This is a genomic window from Mesorhizobium sp. M0139, assembly GCF_040322455.1.
GTDB lineage: Bacteria > Pseudomonadota > Alphaproteobacteria > Rhizobiales > Rhizobiaceae > Mesorhizobium.
Genome location: NZ_JAMYTN010000005.1, coordinates 221,522 through 240,887, shown reverse-complemented (window position 1 = coordinate 240,887; position 19,366 = coordinate 221,522). Strand labels below are relative to the sequence as shown.

Annotated in this window: 19 protein-coding genes; 12 read left to right on the top strand and 7 right to left on the bottom strand. The window is 63.4% G+C overall.

Translation table 11 applies throughout. The features are described from left to right. The first annotated feature begins 27 nt into the window (after positions 1-27). Entirely contained in the window at positions 28-1,563 is a 1,536-nt protein-coding gene (locus tag NKJ58_RS10550; protein ID WP_023686183.1) for an MFS transporter, read from the top strand. Between the two features lie 10 nt (positions 1,564-1,573). On the opposite strand, the gene NKJ58_RS10545 is transcribed toward NKJ58_RS10550, so the two are convergent. From NKJ58_RS10545 to NKJ58_RS10535, 3 genes are read right to left on the bottom strand one after another with little or no spacing between them, the layout of a single operon-like run. Next, complete coding sequence (locus NKJ58_RS10545) at positions 1,574-1,888, bottom strand: nuclear transport factor 2 family protein (RefSeq protein ID WP_352518317.1); 315 nt, start codon at positions 1,886-1,888, stop codon at positions 1,574-1,576. After that, entirely contained in the window at positions 1,888-2,664 is a 777-nt protein-coding gene (locus NKJ58_RS10540) for an esterase family protein (protein WP_352518318.1), read from the bottom strand. The genes NKJ58_RS10545 and NKJ58_RS10540 overlap by 1 nt, the downstream gene beginning before the upstream one ends. A gap of 5 nt (positions 2,665-2,669) precedes the next feature. Further along, on the bottom strand, positions 2,670-3,836 hold the full coding sequence (locus NKJ58_RS10535; RefSeq protein WP_352518319.1) for an ATP-grasp domain-containing protein: 1,167 nt from the start codon (positions 3,834-3,836) through the stop codon (positions 2,670-2,672). 481 nt (positions 3,837-4,317) lie between these two features. On the opposite strand from NKJ58_RS10535, the gene leuA reads away from it, so the two are divergent. The 4 genes from leuA to NKJ58_RS10515 all read left to right on the top strand — a co-directional run bounded on the left by leuA (position 4,318) and on the right by NKJ58_RS10515 (position 9,566). Further along, on the top strand, positions 4,318-5,994 hold the full coding sequence (leuA, locus tag NKJ58_RS10530; RefSeq protein ID WP_023683640.1) for a 2-isopropylmalate synthase: 1,677 nt from the start codon (positions 4,318-4,320) through the stop codon (positions 5,992-5,994). A 193-nt stretch (positions 5,995-6,187) separates the two neighbouring features. Continuing rightward, positions 6,188-7,957, top strand: coding sequence for a tetratricopeptide repeat protein (locus NKJ58_RS10525; protein ID WP_023737772.1), 1,770 nt, complete (start codon positions 6,188-6,190; stop codon positions 7,955-7,957). 103 nt (positions 7,958-8,060) lie between these two features. Beyond that, positions 8,061-8,864, top strand: a complete 804-nt coding sequence (locus NKJ58_RS10520) for an alpha/beta fold hydrolase (protein ID WP_352518321.1) — start codon at positions 8,061-8,063, stop codon at positions 8,862-8,864. Positions 8,865-8,948: 84 nt separating this feature from the next. Further along, positions 8,949-9,566 carry a hypothetical protein gene (locus tag NKJ58_RS10515; RefSeq protein ID WP_023733389.1) on the top strand — a complete coding sequence of 206 codons (618 nt, stop codon included), beginning with the start codon at positions 8,949-8,951 and terminating at the stop codon, positions 9,564-9,566. On the opposite strand, the gene NKJ58_RS10510 is transcribed toward NKJ58_RS10515, so the two are convergent. After that, positions 9,567-10,493: a metallophosphoesterase family protein gene (locus NKJ58_RS10510; RefSeq protein ID WP_023683636.1), complete on the bottom strand. Its 927-nt coding sequence runs from the start codon at positions 10,491-10,493 to the stop codon at positions 9,567-9,569. A 71-nt stretch (positions 10,494-10,564) separates the two neighbouring features. On the opposite strand from NKJ58_RS10510, the gene NKJ58_RS10505 reads away from it, so the two are divergent. After that, on the top strand, positions 10,565-11,065 hold the full coding sequence (locus tag NKJ58_RS10505) for an NUDIX domain-containing protein (protein ID WP_352518322.1): 501 nt from the start codon (positions 10,565-10,567) through the stop codon (positions 11,063-11,065). 16 nt (positions 11,066-11,081) lie between these two features. On the opposite strand, the gene NKJ58_RS10500 is transcribed toward NKJ58_RS10505, so the two are convergent. Next, a complete protein-coding gene (locus NKJ58_RS10500; protein ID WP_352518323.1) occupies positions 11,082-12,068 on the bottom strand; it encodes a glutathione S-transferase family protein in 987 nt (328 codons plus the stop codon). 271 nt (positions 12,069-12,339) lie between these two features. Between NKJ58_RS10500 and NKJ58_RS10495 the strand changes: the two genes are divergently transcribed. The 6 genes from NKJ58_RS10495 to NKJ58_RS10470 all read left to right on the top strand — a co-directional run bounded on the left by NKJ58_RS10495 (position 12,340) and on the right by NKJ58_RS10470 (position 17,094). Next, positions 12,340-12,876 carry a GNAT family N-acetyltransferase gene (locus NKJ58_RS10495; protein ID WP_352853079.1) on the top strand — a complete coding sequence of 179 codons (537 nt, stop codon included), beginning with the start codon at positions 12,340-12,342 and terminating at the stop codon, positions 12,874-12,876. A 119-nt stretch (positions 12,877-12,995) separates the two neighbouring features. Then, positions 12,996-13,757 (top strand): 3-hydroxyacyl-CoA dehydrogenase, encoded by a 762-nt coding sequence (locus tag NKJ58_RS10490; RefSeq protein WP_352518324.1) that lies wholly within the window; start codon positions 12,996-12,998, stop codon positions 13,755-13,757. 6 nt (positions 13,758-13,763) lie between these two features. Then, a complete protein-coding gene (locus NKJ58_RS10485; RefSeq protein ID WP_352518326.1) occupies positions 13,764-14,930 on the top strand; it encodes a CaiB/BaiF CoA transferase family protein in 1,167 nt (388 codons plus the stop codon). 35 nt (positions 14,931-14,965) lie between these two features. Further along, positions 14,966-15,736, top strand: a complete 771-nt coding sequence (locus tag NKJ58_RS10480; protein ID WP_352518419.1) for a HugZ family pyridoxamine 5'-phosphate oxidase — start codon at positions 14,966-14,968, stop codon at positions 15,734-15,736. 153 nt (positions 15,737-15,889) lie between these two features. After that, a complete protein-coding gene (locus NKJ58_RS10475) occupies positions 15,890-16,228 on the top strand; it encodes an ArsR/SmtB family transcription factor (RefSeq protein WP_023669951.1) in 339 nt (112 codons plus the stop codon). Between the two features lie 71 nt (positions 16,229-16,299). Beyond that, positions 16,300-17,094: a TrmH family RNA methyltransferase gene (locus NKJ58_RS10470; protein ID WP_023737770.1), complete on the top strand. Its 795-nt coding sequence runs from the start codon at positions 16,300-16,302 to the stop codon at positions 17,092-17,094. Between the two features lie 38 nt (positions 17,095-17,132). On the opposite strand, the gene NKJ58_RS10465 is transcribed toward NKJ58_RS10470, so the two are convergent. Beyond that, on the bottom strand, positions 17,133-18,293 hold the full coding sequence (locus NKJ58_RS10465) for a coiled-coil domain-containing protein (RefSeq protein ID WP_352518328.1): 1,161 nt from the start codon (positions 18,291-18,293) through the stop codon (positions 17,133-17,135). A gap of 154 nt (positions 18,294-18,447) precedes the next feature. Further along, positions 18,448-18,984, bottom strand: coding sequence for a DUF1134 domain-containing protein (locus tag NKJ58_RS10460; protein ID WP_245259859.1), 537 nt, complete (start codon positions 18,982-18,984; stop codon positions 18,448-18,450). Positions 18,985-19,366 lie beyond the last annotated feature (382 nt).

Genomic DNA, 19,366 nt, shown 5'->3' with positions numbered 1-19,366 from the left:
GCGGATCCTGGTTCAGATAGGAAATCCATGACCTCGAAGACCACAAACGGCGCGGTCGCGCCATGGCTTGTCCTGTTGTCGGTATGCCTTGCCGCCATGACAATGCCCTTGACCTTCACCGGCCCGGCCGTCGCGCTTTCCCGCATTGCGGCCGACCTCGGCGGCAGCCCGATCGCGCTCAACTGGGTGACCAACGCCTTCATGCTGACCTTCGCCGCCACCTTGATGGCATCAGGCGCGCTGGCCGACAATCATGGCCGCAAGCGGCTCTTCCTTGTTGGCCTCGCCACCTATGTGCTGGCATCGCTGGGATCGATGTTTGCCCCTGATATCGTCTGGTTCGATGTGCTCAGGGCTGCGCAAGGGCTCGGCAGTGCCGCCGCCTTTGCCGGCGGCGCCTCCGCTCTTGCCCAGGAATTCGATGGGCCATTGCGGCTGCGCGCCTTCTCCTTCCTCGGCACCAGTTTCGGCATCGGCCTCGCTTTTGGGCCGATCGCGTCGGGCCTGCTCATAGATGCTTTCGGCTGGCGATCGATCTTCGTCTTGGTGGCAGTGCTCGCGATTGCAGCCGCTTTGCTCGGCCTGCGCACCATCAGGGAATCGCGCGATCCGGATGCGACCGGCCTCGACTGGGCGGGAGCCGGCACCTTTACGATCGCGCTGGCATCGCTGACCTACGGCGTGCTGCAAGCGCCGCAGAGCGGCTGGACCGATCCCCTGGTGATCGGGCTTCTCGTGGCGGCCGCCCTTTGCTTTGCCGCTTTCGTCGTCGTCGAGCGGCGCGTGCGCCGGCCGATGCTCGATCTCTCGCTGTTCCGCTTTCCCCGCTTCGTCGGCGTCCAGTTCCTGGCGGCCGCTCCCGCCTATGGCTTCGTCGTCCTGCTGGTGCTGTTGCCTATCCGCTTCATCGGCATCGAGGGGATGAGCGAGATCAAGGCGGGGCAGTTGATGATCTGCCTGTCGGGACCGCTGTTGATCCTGCCACTGCTCGCCGGCCAGGTAGCGCGCTGGATCGCTCCGGCAACGATCTGCGGTGTCGGCCTGCTTGTGGCCGCCGGCGGCCTTGTCTGGCTGAGCCTGACACCGCCTGTCGTCGCAGCGCTGGTGGCGCCGCTGATCCTCATCGGCGTCGGCATCGCCTTGCCCTGGGGGCTGATGGACGGACTTGCCGTCGGCGTCGTGCCGAAAGAGCGTGCCGGCATGGCGGTCGGCATCTTCAACACCACCCGCGTCGCTTGCGAAGGCGTGGCGCTGGCGATCGTCATGGCAGTCCTGTCGGGTTTCACGGCAGCCCAACTGGCGGCTCAGGGAACGGCGTCTTCCCTGGATGCAACCGCCGCCGCGCAGCTGCTGGTGACCGGCAACATCGGCGAAGCGGCAGCCCGCTTGCCGGGTGCCGGAGCCACGGTCCTGGTCCAGGCCTATGAGATCGCGTTCGACAGGCTGCTGATCGTGCTGGCGGCAATCACCATCGTCACCGCCCTTGTCGTCTTTCTCGGCTTGCGCCGTGGATCGGCGGTGGAACACGAGACCATTGCTCTGCCGGTTTGCCAGGAAGGGTAGCTGAGCCGCGTCAGGAGATGACGAGGCTCGCTATGCGGTGGCCGTCCAGCACGAAGGTCATGTCACCCTCGCCGTTGAAGCCATTGCCTTTCACCGCAATGTGGACGCGGTAGCTGCCCTCGACCTCGGCGATGCGGACAATGCGAAGATTGGACTTCACGCCGATATTGTCCGACTGGTTCCAGCGCGCGATCTGCTGGCGGCCTTGGAAGGACCGCCCCCAGTCGGTCAGGGACGCGTCGGCTGTGAACGTGTCGAGAAAGGCTTCGCTATCACCCGCATTTGTGGCCTCGATAAAGCGGCGGATGGGCTCGGGTGTGGTCATCAATCGAGCCGGTGCATCAGATCGTCATCCAGCCAGCGGCCGAAGAAATAGACCAGTTGCTTGTGCCACCATGGCCAGTCATGACTGACATCGCCGCCCCAATAGTCGACCCAGGCGGGAATGGATTTGTCGCGCAGGATCTGTTCCAGCCTGCGCGTCTCGACCAGCATCCGCTCTTCCCAGGCGCCCTGCCCGCAGCAGAAGATCATCCTCAGCGCCTTCAGCCGGGCAAGCAGTTTTGGGTCTACGATGCCGGGCAGATAGTCGAGCGGCGAATTGTAGAAGATATCGCCTTCCAGCGCCTTGCCGAAGAAGTCGCCCGCCGAATAGACGCCCGACAGCGCGATGACGCCGCTGGCGAGTTCGGGAAAGCGAAAGACGAAATTCGTGGAATGATAACCGCCCATCGAACAGCCGGTGAACAGCGGCTTTAATTTGCGCCCGCCATTGGCTTGCTCAGCGGTCGCCAGAAACTCCGGCAGCGCCTCCTCGCGCACATATCGGAAATAAGCCTCATGGCGGCCGATGCGGTGCGCGGCGCCGGCATGCTTGTTGAAGAACGATTCCGAATCGATGCCGTCGGCCGCAAACAGCTGGATGCGGCCGGTATCGATGAATTCGGCCAGCGCTCCAACCCCCCCGGAATCCTCGAACTGGTAGAACCGCCCCTGCGACGTCGGGAACACCACCACCGGCCGGCCGGCATGGCCGTAGCGCTTGTATTCCATGTCGCGGCCGAGATTGCCGGAGAAACCCTTGTGATAGGAGATGTCCATCGCGTCTAAGCCTTTTCCGCGTGGATGTAGGCGACGGCCGCGCGCAGCTCTCTCTCGTCCTTCGAGCGCATCTGGTAGGCGTAATTTCCCATAGCGCGGCTGAAAACCTTTTCTATCGGCTGATGATGGACGATCTTGTCGCGATGCGCGGCTAGCACGTCCTCATGGCTGTGCAAATAGTGCAGGTGCTGCTTGCGGCTCGCGTAGACGGTGAAATACTTGCCCTCATAAGGACCACCGGCGGCATCCTTCACCACCATGTCGGCCCAGGCCGCGTAGACGTCGATGTCGAACGTGTAGTTGATCGCATCGGTCATCCAGGCGCCGGGCGGCCGCATGTTGACCTCAAGCGCGATGACGCGGTCGTCCTTGGTTTCGAACAGCTCGATGTGGAAGAAGCGCTCGCGCACGTCGAACGCCTTGAGGATCTTGCGGCCGGCCTCTTCGATCGCCGGTCGGACCTTGGGAAAGCAGGTGTAGCTCATGTGGCGGTCCTTGTTGACCACTTCCATGATGCTCTGGTCGTAGCGGTGGCTGGCCGCCAGCACCACCTCGCCGTCACGGTTGACCAGCCCATCGAAGGTCACCACCAGCCCCTCGATGAACTGCTCCATGACGAAGGTCACGTCCTCGGGCTTGTCTCTGAAGAACTGGTCAAGTTCCCTGGCGTTGGAAATCTTGAAGGTGTTCGAGGCGCCGGAACCGGAATCGGGCTTCACCACCACGGGATAGCCGACGCGGCGGATGAAGGTCATGGCACCGGCCCGGTCGGAGCATTTGCGCTGGGCGATGGTGTCGACGCCGCTCTTGCGAAAGAATGCACGCATGCGGCTCTTGCGCTTCAAATTCTTCACGAAATCGAGCTTGGTTCCGTAGATGTTGAAGTCGGTGCGGATGTTGGCTTCCAACTCCAGCCAATGCTCGTTGAGCGACTCGAAGCGCTCGATCCGGCCCCATTTGTGGATGAAATGACCCATCGCCCGGAACACAGGATCGTAGTCCTCCATGTCGGCGATGCGGTAATATTCCGACAGGGCCACCTTCAGCTTGCCGTCCAGCGCCTCATAAGGCGCATCGCCAATGCCCAGCACCGTGGCGCCGGCCTTCTTCAGCCGGTCGCAGAAATCGGCGCCGTTGGCGGGAAAATGCGGCGAGAAGAAAACAAAATTCACGGATGACCCCTCCGACGGCGAAGCATTGCGGCCTCGGCTACACGCAAGTCTGGCGCATTTGCCGCGCATGGGGAAGAGTGCTCGCGAGTGGTGGAATGGCAGCCCACTTGCCTGTCCATGGCGGCTCCTGTATGAACCCGCCATGAACACGCGCGTCTCCTCCGTCGCTTCCCGTCCGACCGGCTTTGCCGGCGAGACGGTGCGCGCGCTGGCATCGACCCTGCTTCTTCTCGGCCTTATCGGCGATCGCCGGGTTCGCTGAAGGAGCGCCCGGCGGTCGAACCGCCGCTTACGCGCACGCTCCTTGGCCAGTTCAGAAATTGGCAATTCACATCAAGCGAACGAAAATCTGATAAGGCGCTGCTCGCCCTGGAATCCGTCCGAAGACCGATCCGCGAGCCGCCGGGAGAACAAGACGATGGACGCACGAGAAGACATCCGCGCCGGCGAAGCCGAAAGCGTAAAACGCGCGGCCGGCCACATGCCGGGCGCGGCCCGAAAATACCAGCCCTATCCGACGGTCGGTCTCACCGACCGCACCTGGCCCAACAAGGTCATCGACAAGGCACCGGTCTGGTGCTCGGTCGATTTGCGCGACGGCAACCAGGCGCTGATCGATCCGATGGGTCACGAGCGCAAGGCGCGCATGTTCGCCCTGCTGCTCGACATGGGTTTCAAGGAGATCGAGATCGGTTTCCCCTCGGCCTCGCAGACCGATTTCGATTTCGCCCGCTGGTGCATCGAGGAAGGCAATGTGCCGGCTGATGTTTCGCTACAGGTGCTGGTGCAGTGCCGTCCCGAACTCATCACCCGCACCTTCGAATCTCTGAAGGGCGCCACCAACCCGATCGTGCATTTCTACAATTCGACCAGCGAGTTGCAGCGTCGCGTCGTCTTCGAGAAGGATGTCGGCGGTATCAAGCGCATCGCCACCGACGCGGCCAAGATGATCACCGACATGGCGGCCAAGGCCGGCGGCGGTTATCGCTTCGAATATTCGCCCGAAAGCTTTACCGGCACCGAGCTCGAAGTCGCGCTGGAGATATGCAACGCCGTCACCGAGATCGTGAAGCCGACAGCCGACAACAGACTGATCATCAACCTGCCGTCGACGGTCGAGATGTCGACGCCCAACATCTATGCCGACCGGATCGAATGGATGTGCCGCAACCTGGACGACCGCGAGAACCTGCTGATCTCGCTGCACCCCCACAACGATCGCGGCACCGGCATCGCCACCACCGAGCTCGGCCTGATGGCGGGTGCGGACCGCGTCGAAGGCACGCTGTTCGGCAATGGCGAGCGCACCGGAAATGTCGACATCGTGACGCTGGCGCTCAACATGTACACGCAAGGCGTCGATCCCCATCTGGATTGCTCCGACATCAACCGGATGAAGGACGTCTACGAATATTCCAACCAGCTGAAGATCTCCGAGCGCCATCCCTATGTCGGCGAACTCGTCTACACCGCCTTTTCCGGCTCGCACCAGGACGCCATCAACAAGGGCATGAAGGCCTTGAAGAAGGCCAACACGCCGGTCTGGGAAGTGCCCTATCTGCCGATCGATCCGGCCGATGTCGGACGCAGCTACGAGGCGATCATCCGCATCAACTCGCAGTCGGGCAAAGGCGGCATCGCCTATGTGCTGCAGGCCGATTACGGCCTCAATCTGCCGCGCAACCTGCAGATCGAGTTCAGCCAGGAGATCCAGGCGATCACCGACGCCGAAGGCAAGGAAGTGCCGGCAAAACGCATCCATGACCGCTTTATCGAAACCTATGTCGACCAGCCCGGCGCACGACTGAAGTTCCTCGACCATCACACCTATCCCGATACCGAGAAAAAGGGCCGGCGCGTGGTCGAGGCGGTGATCCTCGACAACGGCAAGGAGACGACAATCGCCGGCTCCGGCACCGGCCCGATCGACGGCTTCGTCGATGCGCTGTCGCGTCATGTTGGCGTCGACATGTCGGTGCTTGATTATTCCGAACATTCGCTCCAGCGCGGCTCGAACGCCTCGGCGATTTCCTATGTCGAGATGGAATATCCCGGCGGCAAGCTGTTCGGCGCCGGCATCAACACCAACATCGTCGCCGCCTCGCTGGAAGCCGTTGTTTCGGCCGCCAACCGGATAATCGGCCGCAAGGCCGGCTGATATTTTCCCGGGCGCCGAATGTCCGCGGCGCCCGGAAATCCCCCATTTGCCGAGGGAAATTCCGGTCTTTTGTGTCAACCACCGGCAACTATCCGGTGTGTTACGCGATCGCATAACATAAGCATGCTTGTATGGAAGTGCAGGCTCTATATGATTGCGCCTCAACCTGTGCCGACTTCGAGAGGATCGACACTTGCAGCATGCCACGCCTGCCGCCCCCGCAGTGCGCGAGACACTGGAGCGACTGCTCGCCAGCGAAACGTTCGGACGTTCCGAGCGCGCGCGCAAGTTGCTGCGCTATCTTGTTGAGCGCGAGCAGGCCGGCGAAGCCGACAGGCTCAAGGGTTTCTCCATCGCCATGGACGTCTTCGGCAAGGACGGCGATTTCGATTCGTCGACCGACGCCGTTGTCCGGGTGCAGGCAGGCCGGCTACGCGAACTTCTCCAGCATTATTTCGCCAATGAAGGCATAGCCGAACCGGTTCGCATTGCCATTCCGCGCGGCGGCTACGTGCCGTCCTATGAGCTCAACGCCATACGCCTGCCGGTTGGGCAGGAGCCGCTTGCGGCGGCGGTAGCCGCCTTGCCCGGATCGCCCGACCAGACGGCTCTTGACGCCGTTCCCGCTGGCGCGACGGCCGCGGGGGTTACAGAACCTGGGCCTTCGCTGGCGCGCCATCTCCAGTTCTTCTGGGTCGCCATGACGCTGGTCATCCTCATGCTGGGCGTGCTCATCCTGCGCCAGGGCAGCGGCGCATTGCTTGCCAGCAGTGATCCGACCTCGGTGGTCGAGACCGCTGGCGTAACGAGCAGCATCGCATCGCCGTCGATGGAGGCCCTGCCCCTCGTCTACATCGCCGTGAAGGCCACCGGCCCCGAGGCCGGCCGCGTCGCCGCTTCGCTGCGCGCCGGCCTTGCCGGTTTCGACACCATCGACTTCATCGGCCGCGACGCCGACAGCAAGCGCGACCCAAGCACCGACCCGACCAGCTTCGTTTTCGATGTCCTGCCGGGACCAATGGCAGGTGACGTGACGCTCGAACTGCAGAGCGTGGCGACCGGCCGCGTGCTTTTGTCCCGCAGTCTGACGGCCGCCGACAGCGCACCTGGCACCGTCGAGGATCGTATCGCCGCCATCCTCAGCTCGACCATTCCCGCCTCCGGCCCGCTCTACAGCTACATCGAACAGAACGGCATTCAGACCGGGCTGACGAGCTGCCTGATCCTCAACGACAGATACTATCTCGACCAGAGCACCAGGACGCACGAGGCTGCCTATCGCTGCCTGGACAAGCTCGCCGGCCAGGGTGCGAAATCGTCCTTGGTCTATTCGGAACTGGCCTCCCTGACCCTTGAGGCCGCCACCGATCATTACGCCTATCCGCCTGGCGCGACGGTCGAACAGGCAATGTCTTTCGCCCATCGCGCCATCCAGATGGGACCGACCAGCCCCTATGCGCACCGCGCCTATGGCTACCTCAATTCGCGCCTCGGCAACACCGAGGAATCGATCCGCTGGATGCGCAAGGCCTATGAGCTCAACCCCTACGACCTCGGCATGGCTGCCGCTTACGGCTATGGCCTGATCTTTGCCGGCAAATATGCCGAGGGAACACCCATCCTGACCCATGCCGTCGAGACGTTCAGCGGCCATCCGACATGGTGGGATTTTGGGCTCTTCGCCGGGCAATTCATGCTGGGCGACATGAACAAGGCCGCGATAGCCAGCGAGTCGCTGCGCACGACGGCGATGAAATCGCATTATCTGGCGGCGCGGCTGATCGGCGCCAAGGCTGCCGGCCGCGAACAGCTGGCAGCCAAGCTTCTGGATGAGCTGACCACCAAATTCCCGAAATTCGCCGCCGATCCGCGCGCGGCCTTCGCCGAGCGCAAATATCCCGCCGATCTGACCGACCGGCTGGTTGAGGCGCTGCGCGCCGCGGGCCTCGGCAACGCCAGCTAGTCTTTCCGGATCGCGAAAACTTTACTGGCCATCGGTCAGGACTGGGAGCAATCCAGCCTCGATTCGAATTTCCTCTCCGGTCTTGCAATAATCGCACATTTTCATGGTCTCATCCCTCTATGTTGCCGAGCGTGGCGCCGGGCCGAAGACGGTCGTCCTGCTGCATGGCTTCGGTGGTTGCCATGATATCTGGCGCGAGGTGACCGCGTCGCTAGGGCCCGATGTCAGGACCTTGGCCTACGATCTTCCGGGACACGGACTGTCTCTCGAATTTCCTGGCAGCGGCCCGGCCAAAACAGCGGCGCGAGCGGTTCTCGCCGATATCGCCGCACGCGGGATAGCAAGGGTGCATGTCGCCGGTCATTCGCTGGGCGGCGCGGTCGCCTCCCTGATGGCGCTTGCCGAGCCTGAAAGGATAGGCTCGCTGATGCTTCTGGCGCCGGGCGGTGTTGGCCCCGAGATCAACGGACCGCTGTTGCGCCGCTACGCCGCGGCCGCCGACAGACGGGAAATCCGCGCCTGCCTTGCCGCCATGTCGGGACCGCAAAGCCCGCCGCCCGAACGCATCGTCGGCGTCCTGGCGGACGTACGCCGTCGCCCCGGCCAGTTGCGCAAGCTGGTTGAGATATCAGCCGTCATGACCAGGAACGAGCGGCAGGGCGTCATCCCCCGCGAACAGCTGGACACGCTCGACATGCCGGTGATGGTGGTTTGGGGAACGGACGATCCGGTGCTGCCCTTTACCCAGGCTGATTGTCTGCCGGCGCATTTTCATATTCATCACGTGCTCGATGCCGGCCATATGCTGGTCGAGGAAGTGCCTGATGTGGTCGCCCAGGCCGTGCGCCGAAACATGGCACGCCGCGGCAGGCGCCTGCGTCCGGCATTCGAGGCCGCGGCGAGCTAACTTACTTGCGCCCCGCATCTCGCCAGTGCATTTTGCCGCCGCCTGTGTTAACTCGCAATTAACCATATCAGCGAGGCGACGCCGATGAAGGACACTGGCGAAAACATCACCCCCATCGACACCTCCCGCAAACTGTCCGACGCCGTTCGCGATGTGAAAAATGCCTTCGCCGATCGCGACGATGTCGTGGTCGATATGCGCGAGGCACACCGGATGCGGCTTGATCTGCTCGCCGCCGAGCTCGCCCCGGTCTTTGCCGACGTGCCCGCCGACATGGACAATTTCGACTTCGTCGTCTCCTCCGGCCTGCAGCCCCGCCTGTGGATCGACGCCGTCAGCCATGTCGCCATGGGGCGCGACCGCCGCACCTACCGCTTTCTCAGGGATACCCGCATCGGCCGCGTCGTGCTCGCCGAATCGACCGATATGAAACCGGTCGCCGATCAGGTCACGCGCTATGTGGCTGAGCGTATCGTCGAGCGCCAGCGCATGATGGAGGGCGGTGTCGAGCCGGCCGTCGCCGACCTGAAACGCGCCGCCGTGCCGGAAGCTGAGCCGCCCTTGCAAGCAGCCGTGCCCCGCAGGGGGTGGTCGACGTTCCTTTCCGGTCTCGGCTTGGTCGCCGCCGGCGCGCTTGTTGGCCTGGCGGTGGCGGCCGCGCTGTTTTGGGATCGCCTGATGGCGATGAAGATCAGCTTCTGATCAACGATCTGGAGGCCTCGGTGTCTGCGCGCCGAGTTCAATGACCTGCAGGTCCGATGGCGGCAAGGCCGGCCCGGTCAGGCCGCGCCGCGTCAGGCGAATCAGCCAATTGCCCTTCTCCCCGTCAATATCGAGCAGATTGTACTGCGCCGCCGGGTTCTTGCTGCCTGGCGACTGCCCGGCGGCGGCGACGCCGACGACCGGAATCCTGGCGCCGCGCCCGCCGATGAAGAACAGCGACGGCAGATGCGAATGGCCGTGCAGCACGAGTTCGGCGCCATGCCTATGAACGGTCTTGTGGAAGCGGGAGATGCCGAACAGGCGCTTTTGCTGGGCGACGGCGCCGCGCACCGGCGGATGATGGATCATGATCACCCGCAACAGGCCGCGTTTGTTCGTTGCGTCGAGCACTGTCGCCAGCCTTTGCGCCTGACCTTCGAGGAAGAAGCCGTTGGCCATGAACGGCGCCGTGGCGCGCGCCGTCGAAACGCCGATCAGCGCGACATTGCCGCGTACGCGCAGATAGGGAAAAGCGTTGCGGTCGATCGGCGCAGTCACGCCGTCGCCGCTCATCCACGCCGCCCAGGAGCGGCAGACCTTGTCGAAGGCGCCCGGCACATAGGCGTCGTGGTTGCCCGGCACCACCGAGACATCCTCCGGCGAACCCAGCGTCTCAAGCCAGTGCTTGGCCATCTCGATCTCGCCGTCGAGCGCCAGATTGACCAGATCGCCGGTAACGGTGAGGTGGTCGGGTGTACTCGCCTTCATGTCGGCGACGATGGTGTCGATGACGGCATCGTGCATATGGCGGCGGCGGTTGCGCTGCCAGTTGACGTAGCCGACGACGCGCTTGGACGCGAGTTCGCGATAGGTTACACCGGGAAGCGGCCCCAGATGGACATCGGAAATATGCGCGAGCCTGAACATCCTTCCTTCATAGGCGACGCGCTCCCCGCTTTCCACTCACTGTTTCCTGCCCATCCACGGTTTCGCTAGTCATGGCTATATCGGACCCGGAGCAGGCGTTTCGCCAGACCGGCTGGGCAGGCCTCAGGGCAAGGCTGTTCCATCTCTATTTCCTTCTGCGGCGGCCGATGACGCTGGGCGTGCGCGGCCTGATCCACGATCACGCCTCGAACACCGTCTTCCTCATCCGCCACACCTACGTTCCCGGCTGGCAATTGCCGGGCGGGGGCGTCGAAGTCGGCGAGACGCTCGGTGAGGCGCTGGTGCGCGAACTGGCCGAGGAAGGCAACATCGCGCTGACAGCCCAGCCGGTGCTGAAATCGATGCATTTCAACCGCCGCTCCAGCCGCCGCGACCATGTCGGCCTCTATCTCATCGAAACCTTCAACCAGACCGCGCCGAAACTGCCGGACCACGAGATCGCCGAAGCAGGCTTCTTTCCGCTCGACCGCTTGCCGCATGGCACGACGCCGGCGACGCTGCGGCGGCTTGCCGAGGTTTTTGAAGGCCAGCCGGTATCGCCGTACTGGTAGGCTGTCAATCCGATGCTCACGCCGCCTGCCTGAACCGCGCCCGGTCGTGCGGCGCGCCATAGTCGAGCCCAGGCCCGACCGGCACGATGCGCGTCGGGTTGATGCTCTCGTGGCTGCCGTAATAGTGCATTTTGATGTGGTGCAGGTTCACCGTGCCGGCGATACCAGGCACCTGGTAGAGGTCACGCAGATAGTTCGAAAGGTTCGGATAGTCGGCTATACGGCGCAGATTGCATTTGAAATGGCTGAAATAGACCGGGTCGAAACGCACCAGCGTGGTGAACAGCCGCCAATCGGCCTCGGTGACACGCTCGCCAGTGAGATAGCGCTGTTTTGACAGTCGGCCCTCCAGCGTGTCGAGCGCCGCGAACAGCTCGCCGAACGCCTCTTCATAGGCCGCTTGCGTGGTGGCAAAGCCGGCGCGGTAGACGCCGTTGTTGACGGCGGGAAAGACCAGCGCATTGACCTTGTCGATCTCGCCGCGCAGGCCTGGCGGATAGGAATCGAGAGCGGCATCGCCCCACTCGTCGAAGGCCGAATTGAGCATGCGGATGATTTCGGCGGATTCGTTGGAGACGATGGTCTCTTCCTTCTTGTCCCACAGCACCGGCACCGAAACCCGGCCCGAATAGGCTGGATCGGCCTTGGTGTAGATTTGGTGCAGGAAGTCGAGGCCGTAGAGCGTGTCGCCGGTGGCGCCATCCTCGGCCAAAAACGTCCAGCCCTCAGCACCGAGGAAATGATGCACGACTGAAACCGGGATGATGTCTTCTAGCTTCTTCAGCGCGCGAAAGATCAGCGTGCGGTGCGCCCACGGACAGGCGAGCGAGACATAAAGATGGTAGCGTCCGGGCTCGGCCTTGAAGCCGCGCGTACGACCTTGCGCCGACGCGCCGTCGCGCGTGATCCAGTCACGCCACTGCGTCTCGGCGCGGATGAACCTGCCGCTGCTATCGACATTGGCCGGACGGTCCTGCCATTTGCCTTCGACCAGCAATCCCATACGAAATCTCCTTGCGTGCCTTGGCCAATGTAGTCGCAAGGCGGCAATGTCGAAGCCGTCATCTGCTGAACAGAGCGTCACTCGTATGAAACGCCGGATGAAAACAGCCGATTGCAGCCGCCGGAAATTGATGCTAGCGGACACTCCGCATGTTCGATCTTGGCTTGATCCGGTTTGACCGACGACGAAAGGGCGCCCGCGCTTAGAAAGCGCTGACTGGCGAACGCTGCCGCTTGCAGCAACCTTTCCTCTTTATCGGACCGCGAAGACCATGAGCCTTGCCGACGTGAAATACCTGCCGGAAACTCCGGCGCATGATCCCGAAATCGAAGCCATCAACGACGAAGCCTTTGGCCCCGGCCGTTTCGTGCTGGCCGCCTACAAGATTCGCGAGACCGGCGGCCACGAGCGCTCGCTATCCTTTGTCGCCATGAATGGCGACATCATCGTTGCTTCGGTGCGCATGACCCGCATCGCCGCCGGCGCCGGACGCGCGCTGATGCTCGGGCCGCTCGCCGTGCGGCCCGCCTTCAAGAATCTCGGTATCGGCCGCCGGCTCGTGGCGATCGCGCTGGAGGCGGCCGCCAAGGCCGGCGCGCCGGCGGTGATCCTTGTCGGCGACGAGCCTTATTACGGCCCGCTCGGCTTCAGAAAGATCCCCCGCGGCCAGATCTCCATGCCGCGCCCGGTCGACCTCGACCGGCTGCTGTCGCACGAGATCGTGCCCGGTGCCGTGGCGCGGCTCTCCGGCGAGGTCGGCCATGCCAGCCTTGCCAGGATCGCGGAGCAGGCACCAATGATGGCCTGAGCTCCAGGATCGGTCGCGGCACCGGTCGCGATGGATCCCCATTGGTCAGGTTGCATTGGTCAGGTTGCACCATGGCGGCGACCTCCGTAGCATGACCGGAACAGCACGGAGCACGCAGCATGAACCCGAACGGCCAGATTGCGATCATAACCGGCGGCGGCTCCGGCCTCGGCGAGGCAACCGCCCGCGCGCTGGCCGACAAGGGCGCGCGCGTCGCCATTTTCGATGTCGGCATCGACCGGGCATCGAAGGTGGCGGGCGACATTGGCGGCGCCGCCATCCAGTGCGATGTGAGCAGCGCCGACAGCGGTGCGGCCGCGGTCGCCGAGGTGGAAAAGAGACTTGGGCCAGCGCGCATCCTGGTCAATTGCGCGGGCATTGCCATCGGCGTGAAGACGATCGGCAAGGATGGTCCACATCCGCTCGACCAGTACCGCAAGGTGATCGAGATCAATTTGATCGGCACCTTCAACATGATCCGACTCGTCGCCGACCGTGCCGCCAAACTCGAACCGCTGCAGGGCGGCGAGCGCGGCGTCATCGTCAACACCGCGTCGGTGGCCGCTTATGATGGCCAGATCGGCCAGGCCGCCTATGCCGCATCCAAGGGCGGCGTCGTCGGCATGACGCTGCCGGTTGCCCGCGACCTGGCGCGCTCCGGCATTCGCGTCTGCACCATCGCGCCCGGCATCTTCAAGACGCCAATGATGGCCGGCATGCCGCAGGAGGTGCAGGATTCGCTCGGCGCGGCCGTGCCCTTCCCGTCCCGCCTCGGCGAGCCGTCCGAATATGCCGCGCTCGCCCTGCATATCGTCGAAAACCAGATGCTCAACGGCGAAACCATCCGCCTCGATGGGGCAATCCGCATGGCGCCGAAATAGACGGCCATGGCGGCCGGCGCAGTGAAGACCGGTCCGCTGGCGGGCCTGAAAGTCATCGAGATGGCTGGGCTCGGCCCGGTGCCTCTGGCCGGGCTGATGTTGTCAGAGATGGGCGCCGAGGTGCTGCGCATCGAGCGCACCGGTTCGGACCAACCCCTGCTGCCGCTCTCCGATGCGTACAATCTCGACCGTCACGGCCGCTCCATCCTGCGCGTCGACCTCAAGCAGGCCAAAGGAACGGAACTGCTGCTGCGCCTTGTCGAAAAGGCCGATCTGTTTGTCGAAGGCTTTCGCCCCGGTGTGATGGAGCGGCTTGGTCTCGGCCCGGATGCTGCATTGGCGCGTAATCCGGCGCTGATTTACGGCCGCATGACCGGCTTCGGCCAGGACGGGCCGCTCGCAGGTCGCGCCGGCCACGACATCACCTACCTCGCCTATTCCGGTGTGTTGCACGCCATCGGCCGGGAGGAAGGCCGGCCGGTGCCGCCGCTGAATCTGATCGCCGACAATGGCGGCGGCGCCATGATGCTGATCGCCGGGGTGCTTGCAGCGCTGTTCGAGCGCTCGCGCTCTGGCAAAGGCCAGGTGATCGACGCGGCGATGGTCGAGGGCGCTTCGATGCTGGCGGCCCCCATACACGCCTTCATGTCGGCAGGTCTGTGGAGCGACCGGCGCGGCGCCAACCTGCTCGATTCCGGTGCGCCCTTCTACGACACCTATGAGACGGCGGACGCACGCCACGTTGCGGTCGGCTGCCTTGAGCCGCGCTTCTTCGCCGCCTTCGCAAGGCTGCTGCCGCTCGGCGAGGATTTTGTCCGCGGCCAATACGACGAGGCGTTGTGGCCGGACATGCGCGCGGCCATTGCCGACCGGTTCCGGCAGAAGACACGCGACGACTGGGACGCGCTGTTTGCCGCAAGCGATGCCTGCGTGGCGCCGGTTCTGTCGCTGGCCGAAGCCAGGGATCATCCGCACAACCGGGCGCGTCACGCATTTGTGAAGGCCGGTGCGCTCGAGCGCCCCGCGCCCGCGCCACGCTTCTCGGCCTCGCAGCCGGCGCTTGCCGGCATGTCTGAAGATGACGGTCAGCTGCCCCAGACTGTGCTGGCGCGCTTCGGCTTTTCGACAGCCGAGATCAAAGCGCTTGTCAAAGCCGGCATGATTGGCCAGTAACTGGATTTAGAAAATCAACTTACCTGGTGAGCATTTTGGACCAGCCGAAGAAGGACGTCATTCGCGCGACGGACGCCGAGGCGATCAGGCTGGCCGCAACGCTGATCCGCAGCGCCCGTTTCGGCGCCCTCGCGGTGATCGAGCCGTCGACCGGCGCACCGCTGGCCTCCAGGGTCGGAGTCGCCACCGACATCGATGGCACGCCGCTGATCCTTGTCTCGGCGCTGTCAGCCCATACCGGCGCCATGCTTGCCGAGCCGCGCTGCTCGCTGCTTGTCGGCGAACCCGGCAAGGGCGATCCGCTGGCGCATCCCAGGATAACGCTGGTCTGCCGGGCGCAGCCGCTGGAACGCGGGTCGAGCGCGCATGCCCGGGCCGAGCGGCGCTATCTCAACCGCAATCCCAAGGCAAAGCTCTATGCCGAGCTCGGCGATTTCTCGATCTTTCGCCTCGAGCCGGAGCGCGCCAGCCTGAATGGCGGCTTCGGCAAGGCCTACCTGCTCGACCGTGCCGATCTCATCACCGAGGGGCCGATCGTCGACGAGCTGGCCGCCAGCGAACAGTCCGCTCTCGACCACATGAATGCCGACCATCTCGACGCCATCGCCGTCTATGCCCATCATTTCGCCAGGGTTGAAGGTGATGGTTGGACCATGACCGGCTTCGATGCCGATGGCATGGACCTGGCATCGGGCGACACCGTTTGCAGGGTCTATTTTCCGCAGCCGTTGAAGACCGCGCGCGACCTGCGGCCGGTTCTGGTCGACATGGCCAAAGCCGGTCGTGCGCCAGCTACGCAAGGATAATCGTCATGAATCAAAAGCACGTCTTGAGATTTGGGCGAAATGATCTACGATTCAGACGACGCTGAATCAGCAGCGTGATCCATAGCTGAATTATAGCAGCCAACGCTATTTGCCCCCATAGCGTTTGGATGAGCAGGAAAACATGGGGCATCGATGGTCTCGACCAAACTAATCGCCAATGCCGAATCGGCGGCGACATTTCTGACCCTTATGGGCAACGAAAAGCGGCTCTTGATCATGAGCTATCTGGCCGACGGTGAAATGTCGGTCGGCGCCATCGCCGAAAAGGTGATGCTCAGCCAGTCCGCTTTGTCGCAACATCTGGCCAAGCTCAGGGCGCTCGATCTTGTCGAGACCCGCCGCGACCGGCAGATGATCTACTATTCCTGCAAGTCCGAAGCCGTGCGCGAACTGTTGCGCATGCTGGACGGCATTTTCGGGATAGGCGACTTGTCCCAGATGGCAACGCGTCTGCGCCGCGCCGGGACTTGACCTGCAGGGCTTGACTGGCGGCTCCGATCGCTCCTTACCTCGCTGACGATTTTTCGCCGGCCGAGGTATTGATGGATCCGATCCAGATCGACGACGCGCGCGATCCGCGGGTCGCCGCCTATCTCGACATCCGCGAGCGCGATCTCACCGGCCGCCATGGCCGGTTCGTTGCCGAAGGCAAGGTGGTGCTGGACGTCCTGCTGTCAGCCGGACGCTTTGCTGCGGAGTCGGTCCTGGTCCTCGAAAACCGGCTGGCCGGGCTCCACGACATCCTGCGCAAGGCCCCTGCCGACCTGCCGGTCTACGTTGCGGCAAGCGCCGTCATGGACAGGATCGCCGGCTTCCACATGCATCGCGGTATATTGGCGATCGGCAGCAAGGGCACGCCACAGCCCGCCGAGGCCTTGCTCGACACCTTGCCTGCCGAAGCGTTGATCGTCGTTCTCATCGGCATCGCCAACCATGACAATATCGGATCGATCTTCCGCAATGCCGCCGCCTTCGGCGCCGATGCCGTCTTCGTCGACGCCACCTGTTGCGACCCACTGTATCGCAAGGCGATCCGCGTCTCCGTCGGCGCCGCGTTGAAGGTGCCCTTTGCGTCCTTCGGCGACACTGAAGCTTTCATCGCGAAGCTCGGCGAGTTGGGCTTCGGCCAGGTCGCTTTGTCGCCGCGTGGTGAGGCTGACATTCGTGATGCCGCGCGACCGAAACGACTGGCGCTCTATCTCGGCACCGAAGGCGAGGGCCTCCCGGAGAGCCTGCTTGCCCGCCTGCGGACGGTGCGGATCGCGATGTCGGAAGGGTTCGACAGCCTGAATGTCGCTGCCGCGTCAGCCATTGCGCTGCACCATTTTTCGCCCTGATAGGCGTAGTCAGGCAATTCCAAGCCGGGGCTTGAAACTCAGCTCGGCAAATCTGCCTTCTGCAACGCCCGCACGCGATCGGCCAGGCTGGTGGTTCCTGACCGCGTTTCCTGCGGCGCCGCCAGCGCCTTGGCGATCGGTGAATCAGGTCCTTCGAGCTTGGCCGTCAAATGGACGACCTCAGCCGCCAGATTGTTCATCTGTTCGCGCAAGGCAGAACCGGCATCATTGCCATTGCCGGGGCCATTCCCGGGCTTCGCGGATCCAGAACCGCCAAGCTCCGCCTTCATCCGCTTGTTTTCGCGGGCCAGCGTCGTCAGCCTGGCTTCGAGCCGCTCTCGGTCGCCTTCGAGCTTGGCGAGCGTCTTGTCGATGTCCTCGTTCCTGGCGCGGGCACTGTCTTGCGCACCAACCAGGCCAGCAGCCGCGGCGCCTCCCGCAGCCTCGCCCTTCACCCGTTCGCGAAGCCGGGCCAGTTCCTTTTCGCGGCGATCGAGCTTGTCCTCGCGATCGGCAAGCGTGGCGAGCAGACGCTCGAGCTTTCTGTCGAGGTCGGCGGTTCTTTTCTTTTCGGCCTTCAAGGCATCGCGCGTGGCCTTGCCTTCGGCGACGACTTCCTGATGGCGCTTGTCGGCCTCCTTGCGCTGGCCGCGCAGCACTGAAATGTCGTTGGCGAGTTTTTCCAGCTCGGATTCGCGCGCCACCAGTTCGATCTGACGATTGCTGGAGGAGAAGGACGCGTCGTCGTACATATGTTCGAGCTTTTCCAGCTCGAGCGCGCGCTTTTCCATCATGCGCTCTGTTTGTGCAAGCCTGTCAGACAGCTGTTGTATCTGCTGCTCGCGATGCAGGAGCAATTCGTTTTTTTCCCCGAGCTCCGAAAGCGCCTGCTTCTTGTCCTTGCGCTCGACCGCCAGGCCCTTCAGCGCCTCGCGGCCGCGATTGATTTCGACGAGTTGCTCATTCGCCTGCTCACGCAGCGTCTTGATGCTGATTTCGAGCCGGCGCGTCGTCATGGCGAACTCGGCCCGCAAGCTGTCCTTGTCGGCCTGGATCTCGGCCAGCGTTCGCGGCACCGACGCCTCGACACGCTTGCGTGTCAGCACAACCGCCCGCCGCCAGATGGCCGGCGCGACCAGCAGCGCCAGAAAGCCTGCGCACAGAAAGCCGAGGGCGAAGAACAGGATCGACTGAACCAAGGTGACTACCCGTTACGGGCGGGCCGCTATCCGGCAACCGCCACTCTGGACTTTGCCATGTTCGCATGACGCAAATCCAGCGCTGCGGCAAGGGTTTGCCGCAGCTGCACCGGGTCAGAATCTGTTGATCGGGTCGAAGTGTGGTCGGAATCGCTCAGAAAGGATTCCAGGTCGGCCTCTGCGTCAGCTTCAGATAGCCGAGATTGACGCCAAGTCGCGCGCCGACGCCGGTGCGGATCGGCACCAGCAGCACCCTGTTGTTCTGCAGCACGTTGAAGCCGACGCCGGCCACGACATAGGCCGAACCGGCAACGCCGCCGAACCGATTGTAGAGATTGCTGACGTCGTCGAGGTTATAGACGAGCATCATCACCCGCGATCCCTCGCCGCCGAAATCCCAACCGAGCGAAGGCCCTTGCCAGAACACCTTATGGTCGCCGGCATTCTTGGTGTAGAGCGTACCTTCGCCATAGGTCAGGCCCCCGATCAGCGCGCCGGATCCCTCTTCGCCGAGCAGATAGCCATTGGGCAGGCCGTAGGAGGCAAAAATCTTCTCGACGACGGTTGCGAGACCGCCCGACGTCGCGCCGAAGAACTTGTGACCGGAATCGACGATCTCCTGAGCGGTGTATTCCTGTGCCCGCGACGCAGAGGTTGAGAAAGCGAGAGCGCCCATGAGGGCAATCGCCATGAAGAAGACGCGGACAAACGTCCGGTCGTAGAATCGGGAAACCATGCTTCCAATCTCCGTCAGGGAGCACTTTCGCCGACGCCTCGCACCCCGTCCGGCTCTTTAGGCGGCCGTTAAGGATGACTGTTACGGGCAAACTATGCCGTAATCCTTTTTCAACCATTAACCTCCCACATGAACATGGCGGTTCGAAGGCTGTTTCTGACGGTCTGCGCGGGCTCCCATCCTGTGCAAAGATGCCGTTTTTCTCACAAGAATTGTGGATTGTTGCTGCACGCTCGGGCGCTGTGTATTCAGAATGCCTGGGGGGAGAGAGCGTGATTCGGGTGGTGAGCGTGGCTGTCGGCCGCGCGGCCACCAGGATGTGAATTTTAGCAGGGAT